General features: G+C 68.9%; 15 protein-coding genes and 1 pseudogene. 14 read left to right on the top strand and 2 right to left on the bottom strand.

The window, feature by feature from the left end; all coding sequences use genetic code 11:
• Positions 1 to 41: 41 nt before the first annotated feature.
• Positions 42 to 758: a response regulator transcription factor gene (locus DL519_RS37485; RefSeq protein WP_190821888.1), complete on the top strand. Its 717-nt coding sequence runs from the start codon at positions 42 to 44 to the stop codon at positions 756 to 758.
• A complete protein-coding gene (locus DL519_RS37490; protein ID WP_190821890.1) occupies positions 755 to 2,206 on the top strand; it encodes a sensor histidine kinase in 1,452 nt (483 codons plus the stop codon). Before DL519_RS37485 ends, DL519_RS37490 begins: the two co-directional genes overlap by 4 nt.
• A 330-nt stretch (positions 2,207 to 2,536) precedes the next feature.
• Here DL519_RS37490 and asnB read toward each other — a convergent pair whose 3' ends face one another.
• Positions 2,537 to 4,369 carry an asparagine synthase (glutamine-hydrolyzing) gene (gene asnB / locus DL519_RS37495; protein WP_190824453.1) on the bottom strand — a complete coding sequence of 611 codons (1,833 nt, stop codon included), beginning with the start codon at positions 4,367 to 4,369 and terminating at the stop codon, positions 2,537 to 2,539.
• Positions 4,370 to 4,800: 431 nt separating this feature from the next.
• On the opposite strand from asnB, the gene kdpF reads away from it, so the two are divergent.
• From kdpF to DL519_RS37525, 6 genes and pseudogenes are all read left to right on the top strand, one after another.
• Positions 4,801 to 4,896 carry a K(+)-transporting ATPase subunit F gene (gene kdpF / locus DL519_RS37500; RefSeq protein WP_010305839.1) on the top strand — a complete coding sequence of 32 codons (96 nt, stop codon included), beginning with the start codon at positions 4,801 to 4,803 and terminating at the stop codon, positions 4,894 to 4,896.
• A complete protein-coding gene (gene kdpA / locus DL519_RS37505; RefSeq protein ID WP_190821892.1) occupies positions 4,896 to 6,557 on the top strand; it encodes a potassium-transporting ATPase subunit KdpA in 1,662 nt (553 codons plus the stop codon). Before kdpF ends, kdpA begins: the two co-directional genes overlap by 1 nt.
• Positions 6,554 to 8,623 carry a potassium-transporting ATPase subunit KdpB gene (kdpB, locus tag DL519_RS37510; protein ID WP_190821893.1) on the top strand — a complete coding sequence of 690 codons (2,070 nt, stop codon included), beginning with the start codon at positions 6,554 to 6,556 and terminating at the stop codon, positions 8,621 to 8,623. The genes kdpA and kdpB overlap by 4 nt, the downstream gene beginning before the upstream one ends.
• A 183-nt stretch (positions 8,624 to 8,806) precedes the next feature.
• Positions 8,807 to 9,409, top strand: coding sequence for a potassium-transporting ATPase subunit C (locus DL519_RS37515; RefSeq protein WP_190821895.1), 603 nt, complete (start codon positions 8,807 to 8,809; stop codon positions 9,407 to 9,409).
• A 225-nt stretch (positions 9,410 to 9,634) separates the two neighbouring features.
• Positions 9,635 to 12,180, top strand: a pseudogene (locus DL519_RS37520) (DUF4118 domain-containing protein).
• Positions 12,177 to 12,857 carry a response regulator gene (locus tag DL519_RS37525; protein WP_190821897.1) on the top strand — a complete coding sequence of 227 codons (681 nt, stop codon included), beginning with the start codon at positions 12,177 to 12,179 and terminating at the stop codon, positions 12,855 to 12,857. Before DL519_RS37520 ends, DL519_RS37525 begins: the two are co-directional and overlap by 4 nt.
• Positions 12,858 to 12,901: 44 nt before the next feature.
• Here the strand turns inward: DL519_RS37525 and DL519_RS37530 are convergent, their stop codons facing one another.
• Positions 12,902 to 14,590 carry a PstS family phosphate ABC transporter substrate-binding protein gene (locus DL519_RS37530; RefSeq protein WP_223840001.1) on the bottom strand — a complete coding sequence of 563 codons (1,689 nt, stop codon included), beginning with the start codon at positions 14,588 to 14,590 and terminating at the stop codon, positions 12,902 to 12,904.
• 152 nt (positions 14,591 to 14,742) lie between these two features.
• Here DL519_RS37530 and DL519_RS37535 point away from each other — a divergent pair, with 152 nt between their 5' ends.
• From DL519_RS37535 to DL519_RS37560, 6 genes are all read left to right on the top strand, one after another.
• Positions 14,743 to 15,282 carry a DUF5753 domain-containing protein gene (locus tag DL519_RS37535; protein WP_190821900.1) on the top strand — a complete coding sequence of 180 codons (540 nt, stop codon included), beginning with the start codon at positions 14,743 to 14,745 and terminating at the stop codon, positions 15,280 to 15,282.
• Positions 15,283 to 15,312: 30 nt separating this feature from the next.
• The gene (locus DL519_RS37540; protein WP_190821901.1) at positions 15,313 to 15,645 is read left to right on the top strand and encodes a DUF397 domain-containing protein; all 333 of its coding nucleotides are present in this window, start codon (positions 15,313 to 15,315) and stop codon (positions 15,643 to 15,645) included.
• Between the two features lie 112 nt (positions 15,646 to 15,757).
• On the top strand, positions 15,758 to 16,129 hold the full coding sequence (locus DL519_RS37545; RefSeq protein ID WP_223840002.1) for a hypothetical protein: 372 nt from the start codon (positions 15,758 to 15,760) through the stop codon (positions 16,127 to 16,129).
• 10 nt (positions 16,130 to 16,139) lie between these two features.
• Positions 16,140 to 16,745, top strand: coding sequence for a DUF3558 domain-containing protein (locus tag DL519_RS37550; protein WP_190821902.1), 606 nt, complete (start codon positions 16,140 to 16,142; stop codon positions 16,743 to 16,745).
• A 9-nt stretch (positions 16,746 to 16,754) separates the two neighbouring features.
• Positions 16,755 to 18,002 (top strand): PPE domain-containing protein, encoded by a 1,248-nt coding sequence (locus tag DL519_RS37555; protein ID WP_190821903.1) that lies wholly within the window; start codon positions 16,755 to 16,757, stop codon positions 18,000 to 18,002.
• Between the two features lie 2 nt (positions 18,003 to 18,004).
• Entirely contained in the window at positions 18,005 to 18,808 is an 804-nt protein-coding gene (locus tag DL519_RS37560; protein WP_190821905.1) for an ESX secretion-associated protein EspG, read from the top strand.
• Positions 18,809 to 18,870 lie beyond the last annotated feature (62 nt).

Below are 18,870 nucleotides of genomic sequence, written 5' to 3' on the forward strand. Positions count from 1 at the left end.
GTTCCCAGGTTCCTTCCAGCTTTCTCCCAGGGAGGTGGGCGATGCTTGACGGCGTGGCGGATACCAACAGTGCGCGCGTGCTGGTCGTCGACGACGAGCCCAACATCCTGGAGCTGCTCACCGCAGCGCTGCGGCTCAGCGGCTTCGAGGTGCACGGCGCGGGAACCGGCGCCGACGCGCTGCGGGCCGCGGCGGAGTTCCGGCCAGACATCGTGGTGCTCGACGTGATGCTGCCGGACCGGGACGGGTTCTCGGTCGCCTCCGCGCTGCGGGCCAACGGCAACACCGTGCCGGTGCTGTTCCTGACCGCGCGCGACGCCGTCGAGGACCGCATCTCCGGTCTGACCGCCGGTGGCGACGACTACGTCACCAAGCCGTTCAGCCTCGACGAGGTGGTGCTGCGGCTGCGCGCGATCCTGCGCCGGGTGCAGCCCGCGCAGGTCAACGACTCGCGGCTGCGCTACCACGACCTCGAACTGGACGAGGAGACCTACGAGGTCCGCCGGGCGGGACGGCTAGTGAGCCTGTCGCCGACCGAGTTCAAGCTGCTGCGCTACCTGCTGATCAACGCCGAGAAGGTGGTCAGCAAGGTCCAGATCCTGGACCGGGTGTGGAACTACGAGTTCGGCGGGGACAGCCGGATCGTCGAGTCCTACATCAGCTACCTGCGGCGCAAGGTCGACCCGGTGTCCCCGTCGCTGATCCACACCATCCGCGGCGTGGGTTACGTGCTGCGCTTGCCTCCGGAGCAGCGATGACGGTCGTGTTCCGGACACTGCGCGGGCGGCTGGTGCTAGTGCTGGTCGGGGCGCTGGTGATCGGTCTGTTCCTGGTGGGCGTGACCAGCACCGCACTGCTGAGCCGGTCGCTGCTGGAGCGCACCGACGACCGGTTGGCGGAGCTGTCCGGGCCGTGGGAGCGCGGGTTCCGGCCGCCGCCGGAACCGCCCAGGGGCGGGCTGGCCGAAAGCCCCGGGCGAGGCGACCTGCCCACCGAATTCCGGGTGCTGATCTTCGACTCGGCCGGCGCGCAGGTCGGCGGGGTACTCGGGCAGACCTCGGGCGATCTGGGCGGGCCGGTGCTGCGGACCCCGGAGCGGGGTCCGCAGATCAAGACGGTGCCCGATCAGGCTGGCGGCGCGGCCTGGCGGGTGCGCGAGGTCACGCTGCCCGACGGGCGGCATGCCGTGCTCGCGCTGTCGCTCGCCAACGTCGATGCGACGGTGCGCCAGCTGATCGTCATCGAACTGGTGGTCGCAGGTGGTGTGCTGCTCGTGCTGGCTGTGGCGGCGGCGCTGACGGTGCGGCTCAGCCTGCGGCCGCTGAACCGGATCGAGCAAACCGCCGATGCCATCGCGGCCGGGCAGCTCGATCGACGTGTGCCGGATCAGGACCCGCGCACCGAGACCGGACGGCTCGGCGCGGCCCTGAACACGATGCTCGGGCGGCTGGTGGACGCGTTGCAGCAGCGCGAGCAATCAGAGCTCCGGCTGCGACGGTTCGTCGCGGACGCCGGGCACGAGCTGCGCACGCCGTTGACGTCGATCCGGGGGTTCGCGGAGCTGTACCGGCGCAGCGACCAGCACCGTCCGGAGGACGTGCGGATGATGATGCGGCGCATCGAGTCCGAGGCGGTGCGGATGGGCGGTCTGGTCGACGACCTGTTGCTACTGGCCAGGTTGGACCGGGAACGCACCATCGACCTGGTCGACCTGGGCCTGGCTCCGCTGGTGCAGGACGTGGTGCACGACGGGCGGGCGCGCGACCCCGAGCGGGAGATCGTGCTGCGGGAACCGGAAAAGCCGCTGCGGGTGCTCGGTGACAGCCCCCGCCTCCGCCAGGTCCTGACGAACCTGGTGAACAACGCCCTGATGCACACCCCGCCGGGCTCGCGGATCACCGTCGAGGTCGCGCGGGGTTCCGCCGGGGGAGGAGCCCTCGCCGCGGCGGGCGCGGAGCTGCCCGCGGGCACACCGGTGACGATCGTCTCGGTCGCCGACACCGGCCCGGGCATCCCACCGGAGCACGCGCCGCGGATCTTCGACCGCTTCTACCGGGTCGACGACGGCCGCCACCGCGAGGCCGGCGGAACGGGCCTCGGCCTGGCGATCACGACGGCGATCGCCGAGGCCCACAACGGCCGGGTGGAACTGCACGCCAACGCCGAAGGAGGCAGCACCTTCCGCCTCCTCCTACCCTTGACCTGATCCACCCACCCGAATCCGACGCAACAACCCGAATCCGACGCACCTCCCGCGATCCGGCGTGACACTCGAGATCTGGCGTGACGCTCGAGATCTGGCGTGACACTCGAGATCTGGCGTGACACTCGAGATCTGGCGCGACACCCGGGATCTGATGCGACATTCCGGATCCGGTTCGGTGCCCAGGATCCGAACGAGTTGTCCCGTATCGCGGAACCCCGGTTCCGTTTCCGCAATTTCAATGGAAATCGGACCTCCGATTTCCATATAGGAATTGCGTCCTTCCGGGGCTCGGTCCCTCCCCTTCTGGGAACGAGCAACGGGGTTTCGGTGTCAGAGTTTGACCGTGGGGTGGTGGATGTCGAACCAGGTCGACAGGTCGAGGGCCCGTTCGAAGGTGAAGCGGGCCGCCTGGTCGATCCCGGTCGGGTCCTGCGCCAGCGCCTCGCGCAGCCACTTCTCGTCGAGCAGCGACAGCGCCGGGTCGCCCGCCGCGACCAGGTCCGCGACCTGCCGCTGCAGCACCGCCGCGTACTTCGGGTCCTGCGTGGACGGGTACGGGCTCTTCACCCGCTCCACCACGGACTTCGGCAGGGTGTCGGCGGTGGCGTGGCGCAGCAGGCTCTTCTCCCGCCCGTCGAAGGTCTTCAGCGACCACGGCGTGTTGAAGACGTACTCGACGAGCCGGTGGTCGCAGAACGGCACCCGCACCTCCAGGCCGACCGCCATGCTCATCCGGTCCTTGCGGTCCAGCAGGACGCGGACGAACCGGGTCAGGTGCAGGTAGCAGATCTGCCGCATCCGGCGGTCGAAGTCGCTCTCCCCGTCGAGCACCGGGACCGAGCTGACGGCCTCGCGGTAGGCATCGGCCACATAGGACTCCAGGTCCAGCGCCGCCGCCACGTCCGGGCTCAGTGTGTTCGTCCGCCTGACGGGTTGCGCTCGTGCGGCGAACCACGGGAAGGTGTCGGCCTGCTGCGCCTGCGGGTCGTGGAACCACTTGTAGCCGCCGAAGACCTCGTCCGCGGACTCGCCGGACAGCGCCACCGTCGAGTGCCCACGGATCGCCTTGAACAGCAGGTACAGCGACTGGTCCAGGTCGCCCAGGCCCAGCGGGAGGTCGCGGGCCTGCACGGTGGCACGCCGCACGGCGGGGTCGGCCAGGGCGTCCGGGTCGAGCACGATGTCCTGGTGCAGCGAGCCGACGTGCTCGGCGACGTCGTGCACGTACGGGGTATCGGGCGTGGCACGCATCTCGTCGGGCACGAAGTTCTCGGTCTGGCCGACGAAATCGACCGCGAAGCTGCGCACCTGCTCGCCACTCCGTGCCAGCTGGAGCCCGGCGAGCGCGGTGATGGTGCTGGAGTCCAGGCCGCCGGAGAGCAGCACGCAGCGCGGCACGTCGGAGATCAGCTGCCGCCTGACGATGTCGTCCAGCAGCTCGCGCACGTGCGCTACCGAGGTCTTCTGATCGTCGGTGTGCGCGACGGCCTGCAGCCGCCAGTAGGTGTGCTCGCGCAGGCCCTTGCGGTCGACGGTGACGATGGTGCCGGGCTCGACCTCGCGCATGCCGGACCACATCGCCTGCCGCGGCGTCTTGACCATCACGAACAGCTCCCGCAACCCGTCGGCGTCGACGGCCTTCTCGGCCAGCGGGTTCGCCAGGATCGCCTTCGGCTCGGAGCCGAACAGCACGCCTTGCTCGGTCGGGTAGTAGTACAGCGGCTTGATGCCCATCCGGTCGCGGATCAGCAGCAGCTGCTCGGTGCGGGTGTCCCAGACGGCGAAGGCGAACATGCCGCCCAGGTGCTCGGCGACCTGCGCGCCCCACTCCAGGTAGCCGTGCAGCACGACCTCGGTGTCGCTGTCGGTGTCGAAGCGGTGGCCTCGGCGCCGCAGTTCGTCGCGCAGCTCGGTGAAGTTGTACGCCTCGCCGCTGTAGACGATCGCGACCTCGCCGTCTGGGGTTGCGGCCTCCATCGGCTGCGCCCCGCCGGGCAGGTCGATGATGGCCAGCCGCCGGTGCCCGAGCGCGGCGTGCGGGCGCACCCAGGTGCCGCCCGCGTCCGGGCCGCGGCAGGTCATGGTCGCGCACATCCTGTCGATGGTGGGCTGCTCGCGGGTCAGGTCGCGCTGGAAGTCGATCCAGCCGGAGATGCCGCACATGCCGGTGTTCTCCTTCGTGTTGGTGGATCTCGCGCGGGGACGCAGCTGCCGGGTTTCGGGTGCTTTGCGCCACACGCGCCTTTGTTAGCAATGTTAACGAGATCGTTGCATTGATGAAACCAACTCACGGAGTGAAGTCACCCACGTACAAACCGTGCGGAACCACGAAACCACCCGAAAACGACGGCGGCCAGTTCACTCGATCGGGCGCATCAAGAACGCATCAATGCGCGCGGAGCAGGCGTCAAGGAGCCGTCATGGGCCTTGGCCGCGCCCGTTACGGGGGATTTCGCTGGATCCAGGCGGCCACCACGAGCCGGTGGCCCGAATTCGAGTGAGGAGTGCGCAGCGGTGGCTGATCTCGCCTTCGCCGTGTTGCTGATCGGCGGGTTCCTCGTACTTGCGTTGACCCTCCGCGGTTTGGAGCGCTTGTGAGCACTGTGCTTGCCAACGTCGCCGGGGGCGTGTTGGCGCTGCTTTTGATCGGTTACCTGTTCGTCGCACTTATCCGGCCGGAGAAGTTCTGATGAGTTCCCTGACGGTCGGCCTGGTCCAGGTCGGCCTACTGATCCTGGCCATCGGCGTGGTCTACCGGCCCCTCGGTGACTACCTGGCCCACGTCTACACCAGCGAGAAGCACTGGCGCGTCGAGAAGGCCGTATACCGGCTGGTGCGCATCGACGGCGACGCCCAGCAGCGCTGGACCACCTACGCCGCCGGCGTCCTCGGCTTCTCGGTCATGTCCATCGCGCTGCTCTACCTGATGCAGCGGTTGCAGCCGCTGCTGCCGCTGAGCTTCGGCCGCGGCGCGGTCGAACCCGCGATGGCGTTCAACACCGCGGTCAGCTTCGTGACCAACACGAACTGGCAGTCCTACGTGCCGGAGCAGGTCCTCGGGCACACCGTGCAGATGGCCGGGCTGACCGTGCAGAACTTCGTCTCGGCGGCCGTAGGCATGGCTGTCGCGATCGCCCTGGTCCGCGGGTTCGCCGCCGCGGGCACCGGCCGCATCGGCAACATCTGGGTGGACATCACCCGCGGTTGCACCCGTGTGCTGCTGCCGATCGCGGTCGTCGCGGCGGTGCTGCTGATCGCGCTCGGCGGGGGGATGAGCCTCGCCTCCGGCATCCACGTCGTCGGCCTGGACGGGCAGGCGCACACGATCGCCACGGCGCCGATCGCCAGCCAGGAGGTCATCAAGGAGCTCGGTACCAACGGCGGCGGGGTGTTCAACGCCAACTCGGCCCACCCGTTCTCCAACCCCGGCGGCATCAGCAACCTGCTCCAGATCTTCCTGATCCTGGTGATCCCGCTGGCCCTGACCCGCACCTTCGGCACGCTGGTCGGCGACCGCCGCCAGGGCCGGGTGCTGCTGTCGGTGATGGTCGCCATCATGGCCGTGATGACCGCGGCCGTCTGGTGGGCCGAGAGCCACCCGAACGGCCCGGCCACGCTGGCCGCCGGCGGTGCGCTGGAAGGCAAGGAGGCCCGCTTCGGCCTGTTCCTGTCCGGGCTGTTCGCGGTTGCCACGACTGGAACATCCACCGGTGCCGTCAACGCGATGCACGACAGCTTCACCGGGCTCGGGGGTCTGGTGCCGCTGCTGAACATGCTGCTCGGCGAGGTCGCGCCCGGCGGTGTCGGCGCGGGCCTGTACGGGATCCTCGTGCTGGCCGTGATCGCGGTGTTCCTGGCCGGTCTGATGGTCGGGCGGACGCCGGAGTACCTGGGCAAGAAGCTCGGGCGGCGGGAGGTCACCGCGGCGGCGATCTCGATCCTCGTGATGCCCACGATGGTTCTGCTCGGTGCCGGTACCGCGCTCGCGCTGCCGTCCACTGAGGACGCCCTGAACAACATCGGCGCGCACGGGCTGTCGGAGGTCCTCTACGCCTTCGCCTCGGCGGGCAACAACAACGGTAGCGCCTTCGCCGGGCTCACCGTGACCAGCGACTTCTTCCAGATCGCGCTCGGTCTCGCGATGCTCTTCGGCCGGTTCGTGCCGATCCTCGCGGTGCTGATGCTCGCCGGCGCGGTGGCCCAGCAGCAGCGGGTGCCCGCCACCGCAGGCACGCTGCCCACCACCGGCCCGCTGTTCGCCGGGTTGCTCGGCGGCACCGTCGTCCTCGTCGCGGCGCTGACCTTCCTTCCGGCGCTCGCCCTCGGCCCGATCGCGGAGGCCCTCACATGACCACCATCCTCGAGAAACCCCAGCAGGCCCAAGCGGAAACCGGCCCGCGGAAGATGTCCGCGGGCGCGTTCAGCCCGCGCCAGCTGTGGACGTCGCTGCCGGAAGCGCTGCGCAAGCTCAACCCCAAGCACCAGCTGGCCAACCCGGTCATGTTCGTGGTGTGGGCGGGCTCGGTGCTGACCACCGTGCTGGCCGTGACCGAACCGAACGTGTTCAGCATCGCGGTGGCCGCCTGGCTGTGGTTCACCGTGCTGTTCGCCAACCTCGCCGAAGCGGTCGCCGAAGGCCGCGGGCGGGCGCAGGCGGAATCGTTGCGCCGCACCAAGACCGAAGCCGTCGCGCGGCGGCTGGTCGACGGCGCAGAGGAGCGGGTGCAGGGCACGGCGCTGCGCATCGGCGACCGCGTCGTGGTCGAGGCCGGCGAGGTCATCCCCGGCGACGGCGACGTGGTGGAAGGCATCGCGACCGTCGACGAGTCGGCGATCACCGGCGAATCCGCCCCGGTGATCCGGGAGTCCGGCGGCGACCGCTCGGCGGTCACGGCGGGCACCACGGTGCTGTCCGACCGGATCGTCGTGCAGATCACCACAAAACCCGGCGAAACCTTCGTGGACCGGATGATCGCGCTGGTCGAGGGCGCGCAGCGGCAGAAGACACCGAACGAGATCGCGCTGACGATCCTGCTGTCCACGCTGACGATCATCTTCCTGCTCGCGGTGGTCGCTCTGCAGCCGATGGCCGGCTACTCCGGCTCGCTGCTGTCGGTGATCACGTTGACCGCACTGCTGGTCTGCCTGATCCCGACCACGATCGGCGCGTTGCTGTCGGCGATCGGCATCGCGGGCATGGACCGGTTGGTGCAGCGCAACGTGCTCGCCAAGTCCGGTCGCGCCGTAGAAGCCGCCGGGGACGTGGACACGCTGCTGCTGGACAAGACCGGCACCATCACCTTCGGGAACCGGCGCTGCACCGAGCTGCTGCCCGTCGGCGACGTGACGCTCGGCGAGCTGGCCGAGGTGGCCCGGCTTTCCAGCCTCGCCGACCAGACCCCCGAAGGCACCAGCATCGTGGCCTACTGCGCCGAGCAGTACGGGCTTCCGACGAAGCCGCAGGGCCCGGAACTGCACGCCGAAGAGGTCGCCTTCACCGCGCAGACCCGGATGAGCGGCATCGACATCGACGGCCGCGAGATCCGCAAGGGCGCCACCAGCGCGGTGCGCGGGTGGGCCGGCGGCATCTCATCCGAAGTGGAGGAACTGTCCGACAACATCGCCTCGCAGGGCGGCACGCCGCTGGTGGTGGCCGAGCGCAGTGGCGGGATCACCCGCGTGGTCGGCGTGATCCGACTGTCCGATGTGATCAAACCGGGTATGAAGGAGCGGTTCGCCGAGCTGCGCGCGATGGGCATCCGCACCGTGATGGTCACCGGTGACAACGAGCTCACCGCCAAGGCCATCGCCGCCGAGGCGGGCGTCGACGACTACCTCGCCGAGGCCAAGCCGGAAGACAAGATGGCGCTCATCAAGGCCGAGCAGGAAGGCGGCCGACTGGTCGCGATGACTGGTGACGGCACCAACGACGCGCCCGCGCTCGCGCAGGCCGACGTCGGCGTCGCGATGAACACCGGCACCGCGGCGGCCAAAGAGGCCGGCAACATGGTCGACCTCGACTCCGACCCGACGAAGCTGATCGAGATCGTCGAGATCGGCAAGCAGCTGCTGATCACCCGCGGTGCGCTGACCACCTTCAGCATCGCCAACGACCTGGCCAAGTACTTCGCGATCCTGCCCGCGATGTTCGTGGCGATCTACCCGCAGCTGGACGCGCTGAACATCATGCGGCTGGCCACCCCGGCCTCGGCGATCCTGTCGGCGGTGATCTTCAACGCGCTGATCATCATCGCGCTGATCCCGCTGGCGCTGCGCGGGGTCCGCTACCGGCCGACCTCGGCGAGCGCGCTGCTGCGCCGGAACCTGCTGGTCTACGGCCTCGGCGGCATCGTCACGCCGTTCCTCGGCATCTGGCTGATCGACCTGGTCATCCGCTTCATCCCGGGCATCGGCTGAGGAGGTCCCAGACGTGCCGAGATCCCGTTCGTCCGCAATTTCAATGGAAGTTGCGGATCTCCGGCGTGTCGGGCCACGACACGCCGGGAGCTGTGGACAACTCCCGCAATTTCAATGGAAATCGGACCTTCGATTTCCATTGAAATTGCGGGCCCCCCGACCGACTGAACCGGAGAGGCACTGATGAAGAACACACTGCTGCGCCAGGCCCTGGCGGGGATGCGGCTGCTGCTGGTGGCGACGGTCGTGCTCGGCGTGGCTTATCCGCTGGCGATCTGGGGCATCAGCCGGATTCCGGGGCTGCAGGCCAACGCCGAGGGCTCGCAGATCGTGGTGGACGGCAGGGTCGTCGGCTCATCGCTGATCGGCATCGACCCGGTCCCGGCCGACCCGGCCAACGACCCGTACTTCCACACCCGCCCGGCGGCTTCCGCCGAAGGCAACCTCGGCCCCGGCGACCCGGCCAGCACCGGCGGCTCCAACTACGGCGGAGCCAGCGAGGACCTGCTGGCGGCCGTGCAGGAGCGGCGCGGCGCGATCGCCGCCCGCGAGGGCGTCCGGCCCGAGCAGGTGCCGACCGACGCGGTCACGGCGTCGGCCAGCGGCGTCGACCCGGATATCAGCCCGGCCTACGCGGAGCTGCAGGTGCCTCGGGTGGCGCGCGTCACCGGCCTCCCGCTGGACGAGGTGCGGCGTCTGGTCGCCGAGAACACCAGCGGTGGGGTGATCGCCGAGCGCGTGGTGAACGTGACGACCCTCAACGTCGCCATCAACCGGGCCCGCTGACCCGGTGGGTGCACAATTTCGCGAGAATTGTGCGGTCACCCGGGTGAACGTCAATTTCTCGCGAAATTGCGCCCCACCCGGGTGGCGACGGAGCATTCGTGCAGCTCGTTGCGGAGTTGGCGGTTCGAACATGGTGGAGGTCTATTGATCACGGTGCGTGCCTTGCGGCAGCAGCGGATGGGACTGTCCGCTAATAACAGCGGGTCGTAGGAGGCTGAGAGCGTGGTGGAGAAGGGACCACGGCGCGGCGGGCTGCGGATCTACCTCGGTGCGGCACCAGGGGTCGGCAAGACCTACGCGATGCTCAACGAGGCGCACCGACGCCTGGGGCGCGGCACGGACGTGGTGGTCGGCTTCGTGGAGGACCACGGCCGTGCCAAGACCGCGGCGCTGCTCGACGGCTTGGAGGTCGTGCCGCGGCGGCGCGTCAGCCACCGCGGGGTCGAACTGACCGAGATGGACCTCGACGCGCTACTGGCACGGAAACCGGAGATAGCCGTCGTCGACGAGCTCGCGCACACCAACGTCCCCGGTTCCCGCAACGAGAAGCGCTGGCAGGACATCGACGAGCTGCTCGACGCCGGGATCAACGTGCTGTCCACCGTGAACGTGCAGCACCTGGAGAGCCTCAACGACGTGGTGGAGACGATCACCGGTGTGCGGCAGCAGGAAACCGTGCCGGACGAGGTGGTGCGCCGCGCCGGGCAGATCGAACTCACCGACATCACCCCGGAAGCACTGCGCCGCCGCCTGGCGCACGGCAACGTCTACGCGGCGGACAAGGTCGACGCGGCGCTGGGCAACTATTTCCGCACCGGCAACCTGACGGCGCTGCGCGAGCTCGCGCTCCTGTGGTTGGCAGACCAGGTCGATGTGGCGCTGCGCCGCTACCGCGCGGAGAAGAAGATCACAGCCACCTGGGAAGCCCGCGAACGGGTCGTGGTCGCCGTCACCGGAGGCAGCGAGAGCGAGACGCTGATCCGCAGGGCCCGCCGGATCGCGGCCCGCGCGGGCGCGGAACTGCAGGTCGTGCACGTGTTGCGCGGCGATGGGCTCGCGGGGGCGTCGCCGAGCGGCATCGCCCGCGCCCGGAAGCTGGCCGACGCCGTCGGCGCCAGCTTCCACACCGTCGTCGGCGACGACGTGCCCGAGGCGCTGCTGGAGTTCGCCCGCGCGGCGGACGCCACGCAGTTGGTGATCGGCACTTCGCGGCGCTCCCGCTGGGCCCGGCTGTTCGACGAGGGCATCGGGGCCGTCACGGTGCAGAAATCCGGCGCGATCGACGTGCACATGGTCACCCACCCCGAGGCCGGTGGGCGGCGTTTTCTCAAGAAGATCACCCGGAATCCGCTGTCGTCGGCCCGCCAGCTGTGGGGCTGGGTGCTGTCGGTGCTGCTGCCGAGCGCGGTCACGGCGGTGGCCTACTACTTCGGCGACGTCGCGCTGTCCACGGATGTCGTCGGCTACTTCCTGGTCACCGTCATCGTCGCGCTGGTCGGCGGGATGGCGCCGGCGATCGTCGCGGCGCTGCTCTCCGGCGGGCTGCTGAACTTCTTCCTTACCCCGCCGCTTTACACGTTGACCGTGGCCGAGCCGCAGAACCTCGTGACGGTGATCACGATGATGATCGTCGGCATGCTGGTCGCGTTCATGGTCGACCGGGCGGCGAGGTTGGCAGAGCAGGCCACCAGCGCGCGCACCGAAGCAGCGCTGCTGACCTCCTATGCCCGCACCGTGCTAACCCACCCCGACCCGCTGGCGCGGCTGCTGGAGAAGGTGGTGGAGAACTTCGGCCTGACCTCGGCGGCGCTGCTGGAGCGCACCAAGGACGGCTGGCAGGTGGCGGCCTCCACGGGCAAGCAACCCTGCACGAAGCCCGAGCAGTCCGATGTGGACATCGAGGTCAACCCGGACGTGCACCTGGTGTTCAAACGACCCGGCCGCAGGCCGCTGCCGGCGGCCGACCGCACGGTCCTGGAAGGCGCGGCCGGGCAGGCTCTGGTCGCGCTGCGCCAGCAACGGATGGCCGCGGACACGCAGGAAGCCCAGCGTCGCGCGGACGCGACCCAGCTGCGCACGGCGCTGCTTTCGGCGGTCGGCCACGACCTGCGCACCCCGCTGGCGTCCATCAAGGCCTCGGTGAGCAGCCTGCGGGCACCCGACCTGCAGCTGTCCGAAGAGGACACCGCCGAGCTGCTCGGCGGGGTAGAGGAGTCCGCGGACCGGCTGACCGAACTGGTGGACAACCTGCTGGACTCCTCCCGGCTGGCGACCGGCGCGATTGCGCCGAGGCTGCGCCCGGTGAGCTACTACGAAGTGGTGGCGCGCGCGCTGGCCGGGCTGGACGGGCGGCAGCACATCGACGTCGAAATCGACGAGAGCCTGCCGGCGGTGCTCGCCGACACCGGGCTGCTGGAGCGCGTGGTGGCCAACGTGGTGCAGAACGCCCTGAAGTACGGGCGGCCCGACGGGGCCCGGATCAGCGTGCGGGCCAGCGAGCATGCGGCGCGGGTCGAGCTGCGGGTCGTCGACCACGGGCCGGGGCTGCCGGAGGACGCTGCCGAATCCGTGTTCGCGCCGTTCGAGCGGCTCGGCGAGCACGGCGAGCGCGGCGACACCGGGGTCGCCGGCGTCGGCCTCGGGTTGAGCGTGGCACAAGGTTTCATGACGGCGATGCACGGCACTATCCGCGCCGAGGACACCCCGGCGGCGGGTTGACGATCGTGCTCTCACTATCGGCGGTCACCGCGGACGGGCAGGGGAAACGATGACGAGGGTGCTGGTTGTCGACGACGAGCCGCAGTTGCTGCGCGCATTGCGGATCAACCTGACGGCGCGCGGTTACGGGGTGCTGACGGCCGTGGACGGCTCGTCCGCCCTGCGCGCGGCCATCGACGGCAAACCCGACGTGGTGGTGCTCGACCTCGGGCTGCCGGACATGGACGGCAGCGAGGTGATCGCGGGCCTGCGCGGCTGGACGACGGTGCCGATCATCGTGCTGTCGGCGCGCACTGACTCCGCCGACAAGGTGCAGGCCCTCGACGCGGGTGCGGACGACTACGTCACGAAGCCGTTCGGCATGGACGAGCTGCTGGCCCGCCTGCGCGCGGCGGTCCGGCGCGCGAACACCAGCGAAGCCGTCGACCAACCGGTGGTGGAGACGGAGACGTTCACGGTGGACCTGTCGGCGAAGAAGGTCCTGCGCGAGGGGATGGAGGTCCACCTGACGCCAACGGAGTGGGGAATGCTGGAGGTCCTGGCCCGCAACCAGGGCCGCCTGGTGGCGCAGAAGCAGCTCCTCAAGGAGGTCTGGGGCCCGCAGTACGCGAACGAAACCCACTACCTGCGCGTCTACCTGGCCCAACTCCGCCGCAAGCTGGAACTGGATCCCAGCCACCCCCGCCACCTGATCACGGAAGCAGGCATGGGCTACCGGTTCGAACCGTGAGCGTCGCGCTTCCCCTGACCGGCGTGCGGACTTCCATTGTGCACTCACGAGCCCCGGCAGAGGGGGTGAGGGAGGCCGGTGCGTTCGATGCACGGGGTGTAGCCCGCGTCGCGGAGCTCCGCTCGGGCCGTGTCGCTGCGCAGGTAGTCGATGAAGTGCTTGAGCACCGAGTCGTTCGCCGGGAAGCCCTTCGTGTAGAGGTATTCGACCGTCCAGAACCGGTAGCCCTGGTGGGCGCTGCTGACGTCCGGGTAGCGCCCGTCCAGCTGCGCGATCTTGACCGGTTTGCCCTGCGCCACGGCGATGTTCGCGGCCGGCGTGTCGGTGTAGCCGATCGCGCCCGGCGTGGTGGCGATCTCTTCGACGACCTGCGCCGTCGAGCCGCGTTCGCACCGCGTGGTCTGCGCCTGCGGTATTCGTTCGGGCGCTTCGCAGCTGTCCGAGGTGAGCAGTCCCTCGGAACCGTGCAGCACCCGCGTCTCGAAGACCTGCCTCGTGCCGGATTCCTGCCCGCGCCCCACGATGCGGATGGGCAGCGAGGCGCCGTCGCGAAGCTGGCTCCAGTCCCGGTACCGGCCCGCGAAGATGCCCTGGAGCTGTTCGGTGGTGAGCCGGTCGATGCCCGTCGAATCGTTGACGACCACGCCGTAGACGACCAGTGCCAGTGGCTGCGCGACGAGGTCCGGCGAGGGTTCCAGGGCCGGGCCGTCGGACAGCACCGCGAGGTCGTTCTGCGGTCCTGGCGCGGAAAGCGCCCGCACGCCGTCGAGGCTGCCGGTGGGTTGTGCGATGACGTCCGCGCCGCCGCAGGCCTGCGAGTATGCGGTGGCGACGTTGCTCATGATCGGGGCGAAGGCGCTGGAGCCCTCGATGCGCAGCGAGCCGGTGGCGCACGCGACGTCGCTGTCCTGCCGGAAGATCCCGGTGATCAACGTGGTGACCAGCGCTACGGTCAGCAGCGCCCCGATCCCGGTGACGGCCAGCGGCCAGGTGATCCGCCGCTGCTGCTTCTCGTCCTTGATGCGCCCGTTGGCGATCCGGCCCGCGAAGCCGATTTCCTTGCTGGTGGAGTCGTCGACGGTCGCCGGTTCGTCGTCCGGTTCCCGCAGCACCACGACGAGCTTGAACTTCTGGCCGCGCTGCAGGCTGAGCTCCGAGAGCCGGACCCCGTGCCATTGCGGCCCGATCTCGACGGCCGCCGCGGGCTGCGCGGCGACCCAGTTGGCCAGCCGCTGGCCGAGCCGTTCCCGGAGGGTGCCGAGGCTCGGCGGATTCGGGGCGGAACCGGCCTCCTGCTTGTCGGTGAAAAAGACCAGGTTGTTGCGGATCCGCTGCCGGATGGTCTTGGTCGGTGCCTCGGAGATCCGCGCGTCCCAGACGATCCGCTTACCGAAGGTGAACGAGATGTCCTCGGCGAAGTCGTCGGCTTCGATGTCGAAGCTGCCGGTGTTGCGGACACGGATGATCACGATGCTCATCCGGTCCACCAGCCGTGCGATCCTGATCAGCTGCGGATCGGCGGGCGGAATCTCGCCGTCGTGCAGCTCGATGGGGCTCAACCCGATCTTGGAGTTGTAGAGCACGCGGTAATGGATCCGTTTGCGCCGGATGACGAACCGGTCGACCACAGGAGCGGCGATGGTCGCGGCGGCCAGCACGCCGAGCACCCAACTGCTGACGTGCTCGCCGAACAAGGCGGCTAACGCCTGAACGGTCTCTCCCCAGCTGACCACCTGCAACGCCTCCCCGCGCCCACCGATGATCAAGGAGCGTAAGGGCGGAATCGAGCCCCGAAGGGCTCGATCACCCGCTGTTCACCACAGGTTCAACCTCGTCGTGAGTGCTGAAGCCGGTAAGGGTGATGTTCGTGCGATCTAAGAATTGCGTGAACGAAGTTTCCTGCGAAGCGACCGCGTTGTTGCAGTACGAACCGCTGATGATTCCGGGGCTGTTGCAGACCCCGGAATATGCGCGAGCGGTTATCGAAGCCACGGGTAGCGGCCTGTCGGAGGACGAGGTCGATGCGCTTGTGGCAAGCAGGATCTCGCGCCAGAGCGTGTTGACCAAACGCCAGTCGTTGCAGTTGCACGTCCTCGTTGAAGAGGATGCGCTGAACCGACCTTTTGGGGATGCTGGAGTGCTCGCCAGACAGCTTCGCCACCTCGCGGATATTGCGACACGTCCGAACATCATTTTGCAGCTGCTGCCGACGGAAACTGGCTTGCGCGCCGGACTGCACGGCGCCTTCGTCGTGCTGGAGTACGACGACGAGCCGAGCCTGGTGTGGCTGGAAAACCAGCTTGCAAGTGTTTTCTTGGAGGAAGACGAGCAGATCGAAGGCTATCTTGCGTCGTGGAACGACATGGTTGCCAGGGCGCGCACCGCTGACGAGTCGGCCGAGCTCATCTGCAAGATGGTGGTTTGATTGCCTCCTGTTGGATGACATGATCGAGGTATGGACGCGTTCCTTGATCTAGCTGGTGCCACTTGGCGGAAGTCCAGTCGCAGCAACACGACCGCCAACTGTGTTGAAGTCGCCTTTGTCGGGGACGCGTGGCGGAAGTCCAGTCGCAGCACCGCGAGTTCCAACTGTGTTGAAGTCGCCTTTGTCGGGGACGCGTGGCGAAAGTCCAGTCGCAGCTCTACGACCGCTAACTGTGTCGAGGTCGCCCGGAAGGACGCTGTTGTCGGGGTTCGGGACTCGAAGGATCCCGGCGGGGGTGTGCTGGTGTTTCCCGCTGCTCGGTGGGCCGGCTTCGTCGGCGGGCTCATGCGGATCCGCGCATAGGCGCGTTGGGTTGGTGTGAAGTTTCCGCGAGTTGGTGCGTGGCGGGAAGGCGCGCTGCTAGGGTCGGCTTTCGACCGGGTGATCAGACGCCGCGACCTGGGGGTTTCCCGCGATGACGACGCCAGCACCACCTCCGCCTCCGGTTCCGGGCGGCGCCGGTCAAACCATCACTGTCAACAAGGACAACGTCCTTGAGGTGCGCAAAATCGTCCTCTCGGCGGCTGAGGACGCGCAGTTCAAGCTGTTCAGCCTCGCGCACAACTTGGCTGTAGGCGCTCCCGCCGACGATGAGATCAGCGCGACCGCTGCGGCGGTTTGGACGGCGAACCTGCTGGGCAACCCCGACTCTCATTACGCGCGTCTCATACAGTACGTGGACAACGTCTTTGAACTGGGAAGACAACTCGAAGAAGCCGCCAAGCAGTACGGCTTCGCAGACGATGAGATCGCTGCGTCGTTCCAGCTGCAGCAGAACCAGGTGTGAGGGGAGTCCCGTGCGGTTGCGCTTCGGGCATGGCTTGATCGGATTGGCTGCGGTCTTCACCCTTGCTGGTTGCACGGTGAACGGGCCGGACCCGGAGCCGACGAGTTCAGCTCCCGCTTCGGAGGCAGCGCCGTCTTCTTCGCTGGACCTTCCGCAGCGCCCGAAAGACCTAGCGATTGCGGGTAAGCAGGACGCGGAGATCTGCACTTGGTTGTCTCCTGAGCAGAAGGCGCCGCTCCAGGTGGGTGGCGGCCGCCCGGTGGTCAAAAACGGGAACAACTACAACGGGTGTTCTTTCGCTGGTGCCGCAGGAAAGGCCCAGTTCGGGATCTCGCTTCGGGTGGTGCCCGAGGGCCTGGACAGTTTCGCGCAGAAAATTGCGGCCGTGAAGGCGAAGACCGCGACGACGTATGAGGTCAACGGCTTCGGAGCCGTGCAAGGGCAGGTTCCGGGGGCCGAGAGCCTCGGTTGTGCGGTGTTCGTCGACGCCGCCGAAGGGCAGACGCTCTACGTGGACCTGAGCCTTACCACCCCCGGCGGCATGAACAACGAGCAGCTGTGCGAGCGGGCGAAGCAGGCCGCCGAGGCGGCCGTGACGACCTTGCAGGGGAGCTAGGGGGAAGTCGTGACCAGCATCGATCCGATCCGCGATATCCGGTTCGAGGGGATGGACATCCCCCAGCTACAGGAATGGATCACGCAGATCAAGCAGGGGCGCGGCGCGGAGTCGATGCAGGGCGCGGTGCGGGCGCTGGACGAGTGCGTGCAGGTGGTCGTCGACCTCGACGAGACGCTGCGCCGCGAGCTCGGGAAGCTGCAGATCGCCTGGGAGGGCAACGCCGGGAGCCTCGCGGCGGCCGCGGTGCAGCAGCAATCCGTCTTCATGGCCGACGCCCCGGATCCCCTGAAGACTTCGGCGGACAGCGTCGACGCGCAGGGGCGGGGCTACGAGTCGGCCCGCAACGGGCTGCCGAACAACGACGAGCTCAAGCACAAGCAGTCGGAGAACGTGCTCGAATGGGCCGGCGGCGCCTTCGGCTACGAGAGCGACTACGACAAAGAAGCCAGGCAGATCGAGGCGCAGAAGCAGGCCGCGCAGGCGGCTCTCGTCTCGTACCGCAACACTTCCGTCAACCAGGCGGATTCCTACCAGCCGTTGCCCGAGATGCCACCGGCCACGGTGTCGGCGCAGTCGGCGTCCGGGACGGGCATGCCGGGAATCGGCGCGGGCGTGGGTTCGGTCGGCGGCTACTACGGCGGCGGCGCGAGCGATGCCGGTGTGCTGGGCGGGGTCGTCGGCGGGGGCAACGCCGGCGGCGGGACCCCGCGCGGTGACCGCACGGCTCCGCCGGTGCCTGGCGACCGGAGCGGCAGCGACCGGCACCCGGACGAGCGCGACACCGGCGGCGAGGCGGACCAGACGCCGGAGGCCGCCGGGACGAGCGGCGGCATCAACACCGGCACGGTGCTCGGCATCGCGGCCGGTGGCGCGGCGGTTGCCGGTGTCGGCGCCTACGCGGCGAGCCGGATGCTCGCCGGCCGCACCCCGGCCGGCGCGGGCGCCGGTGGCGGAACCACCGGACTGGGCCGGGGCGGTTCGTCCGGCATCGGCGGCGGACCTGGCGACACGGTGGCCGGGCGGGCCGCAGGCAGCACCCCGGGCAGCCGTCCGGGCGCCGGTTCGCTGATGGGTCCGGCGGCGACTCGCGGCGAGAAGCGCAGTGAGGATGCGGAGCACGAGAACAAGTACGTAGCCGAGGAAACCCTGTTCGACGACGAGCGGCTGGTCGCCCCGCCGGTGCTGGGGCACTTCGAGCCCGGCACCGAATCCGACGAGGAATCCGACGACGACGAGCCGAAGAAGCGGGGCTGACGTTGCGCCCTGGAGCGGAAGCCGACCCGATCGTGCTGTCCGCGTTGGAATTCGACGTGGTGTGCGAGGCGGAGAAACTCACGGAGCGCCGGCACATCATCCTCAACGTGCCGAGCCCGGGAACGACCTTCACCGAGCGCGCCCAACTCGTCGCGGACGTGTGGGCCGGGCTTCGCCGGCGCCGCCTCGCCGAGACCAACCGCGACCGCGTCGACGTCGACGTCGCCGACCTGCTCGGCCTGCTGGACCGGCCGCAGCGCAGCATCGACGTGCGGATCTGGGCCGACCGGCCGATCCGCGCCCTGGCCTCGGCGAACGGCGCCGCCGGGCTGTTGACCATTGTGGACGGTGACATCGTCGAGCTCACCCCGGTCCGGGGGAGTTCGCTGGCGGAGGCAGCGGTGTCGGTGGCGGGTGGGATGCCGCCCGGCCCGGGCCGCGCGGTAAGCCTGCCCAACGACATCCTCCGGGAAGCCAGCGACCACGCGGGCCCGAACAGCACACTGCTGTTCACCGACGAACTCCGAGCCCTGGGCATCGCCCCGGACGACGCCGCCGACGTCGCGAACATGGCCGACGGCATGGGAATCCGCGGCCAGTTCGGCGTGGAAGCCTGCCCGAACCGAGGCGGCAAACCGGAACGGGCCAACAGGGTCGTGGCGTTCCACGACACGGACCGGGGCCGCTACAGCCACGTGGTCCGACCTAGCGGAGATGGCCGCCGTTGGAGCACGATAGCCCCGGCGGACAACGCGAGAATAGCGGAATACACCAGAGAGCTACTCGCGGAACTCTGGCAAGACTGAACCCGCCGTCAGTTGCCGTGAGTACTTTTGGGTGCCAGAGCGCCCAGAAGTACTCACGGGCG

The organism is Saccharopolyspora pogona (genome assembly GCF_014697215.1).
Classification (GTDB): domain Bacteria; phylum Actinomycetota; class Actinomycetes; order Mycobacteriales; family Pseudonocardiaceae; genus Saccharopolyspora; species Saccharopolyspora hattusasensis.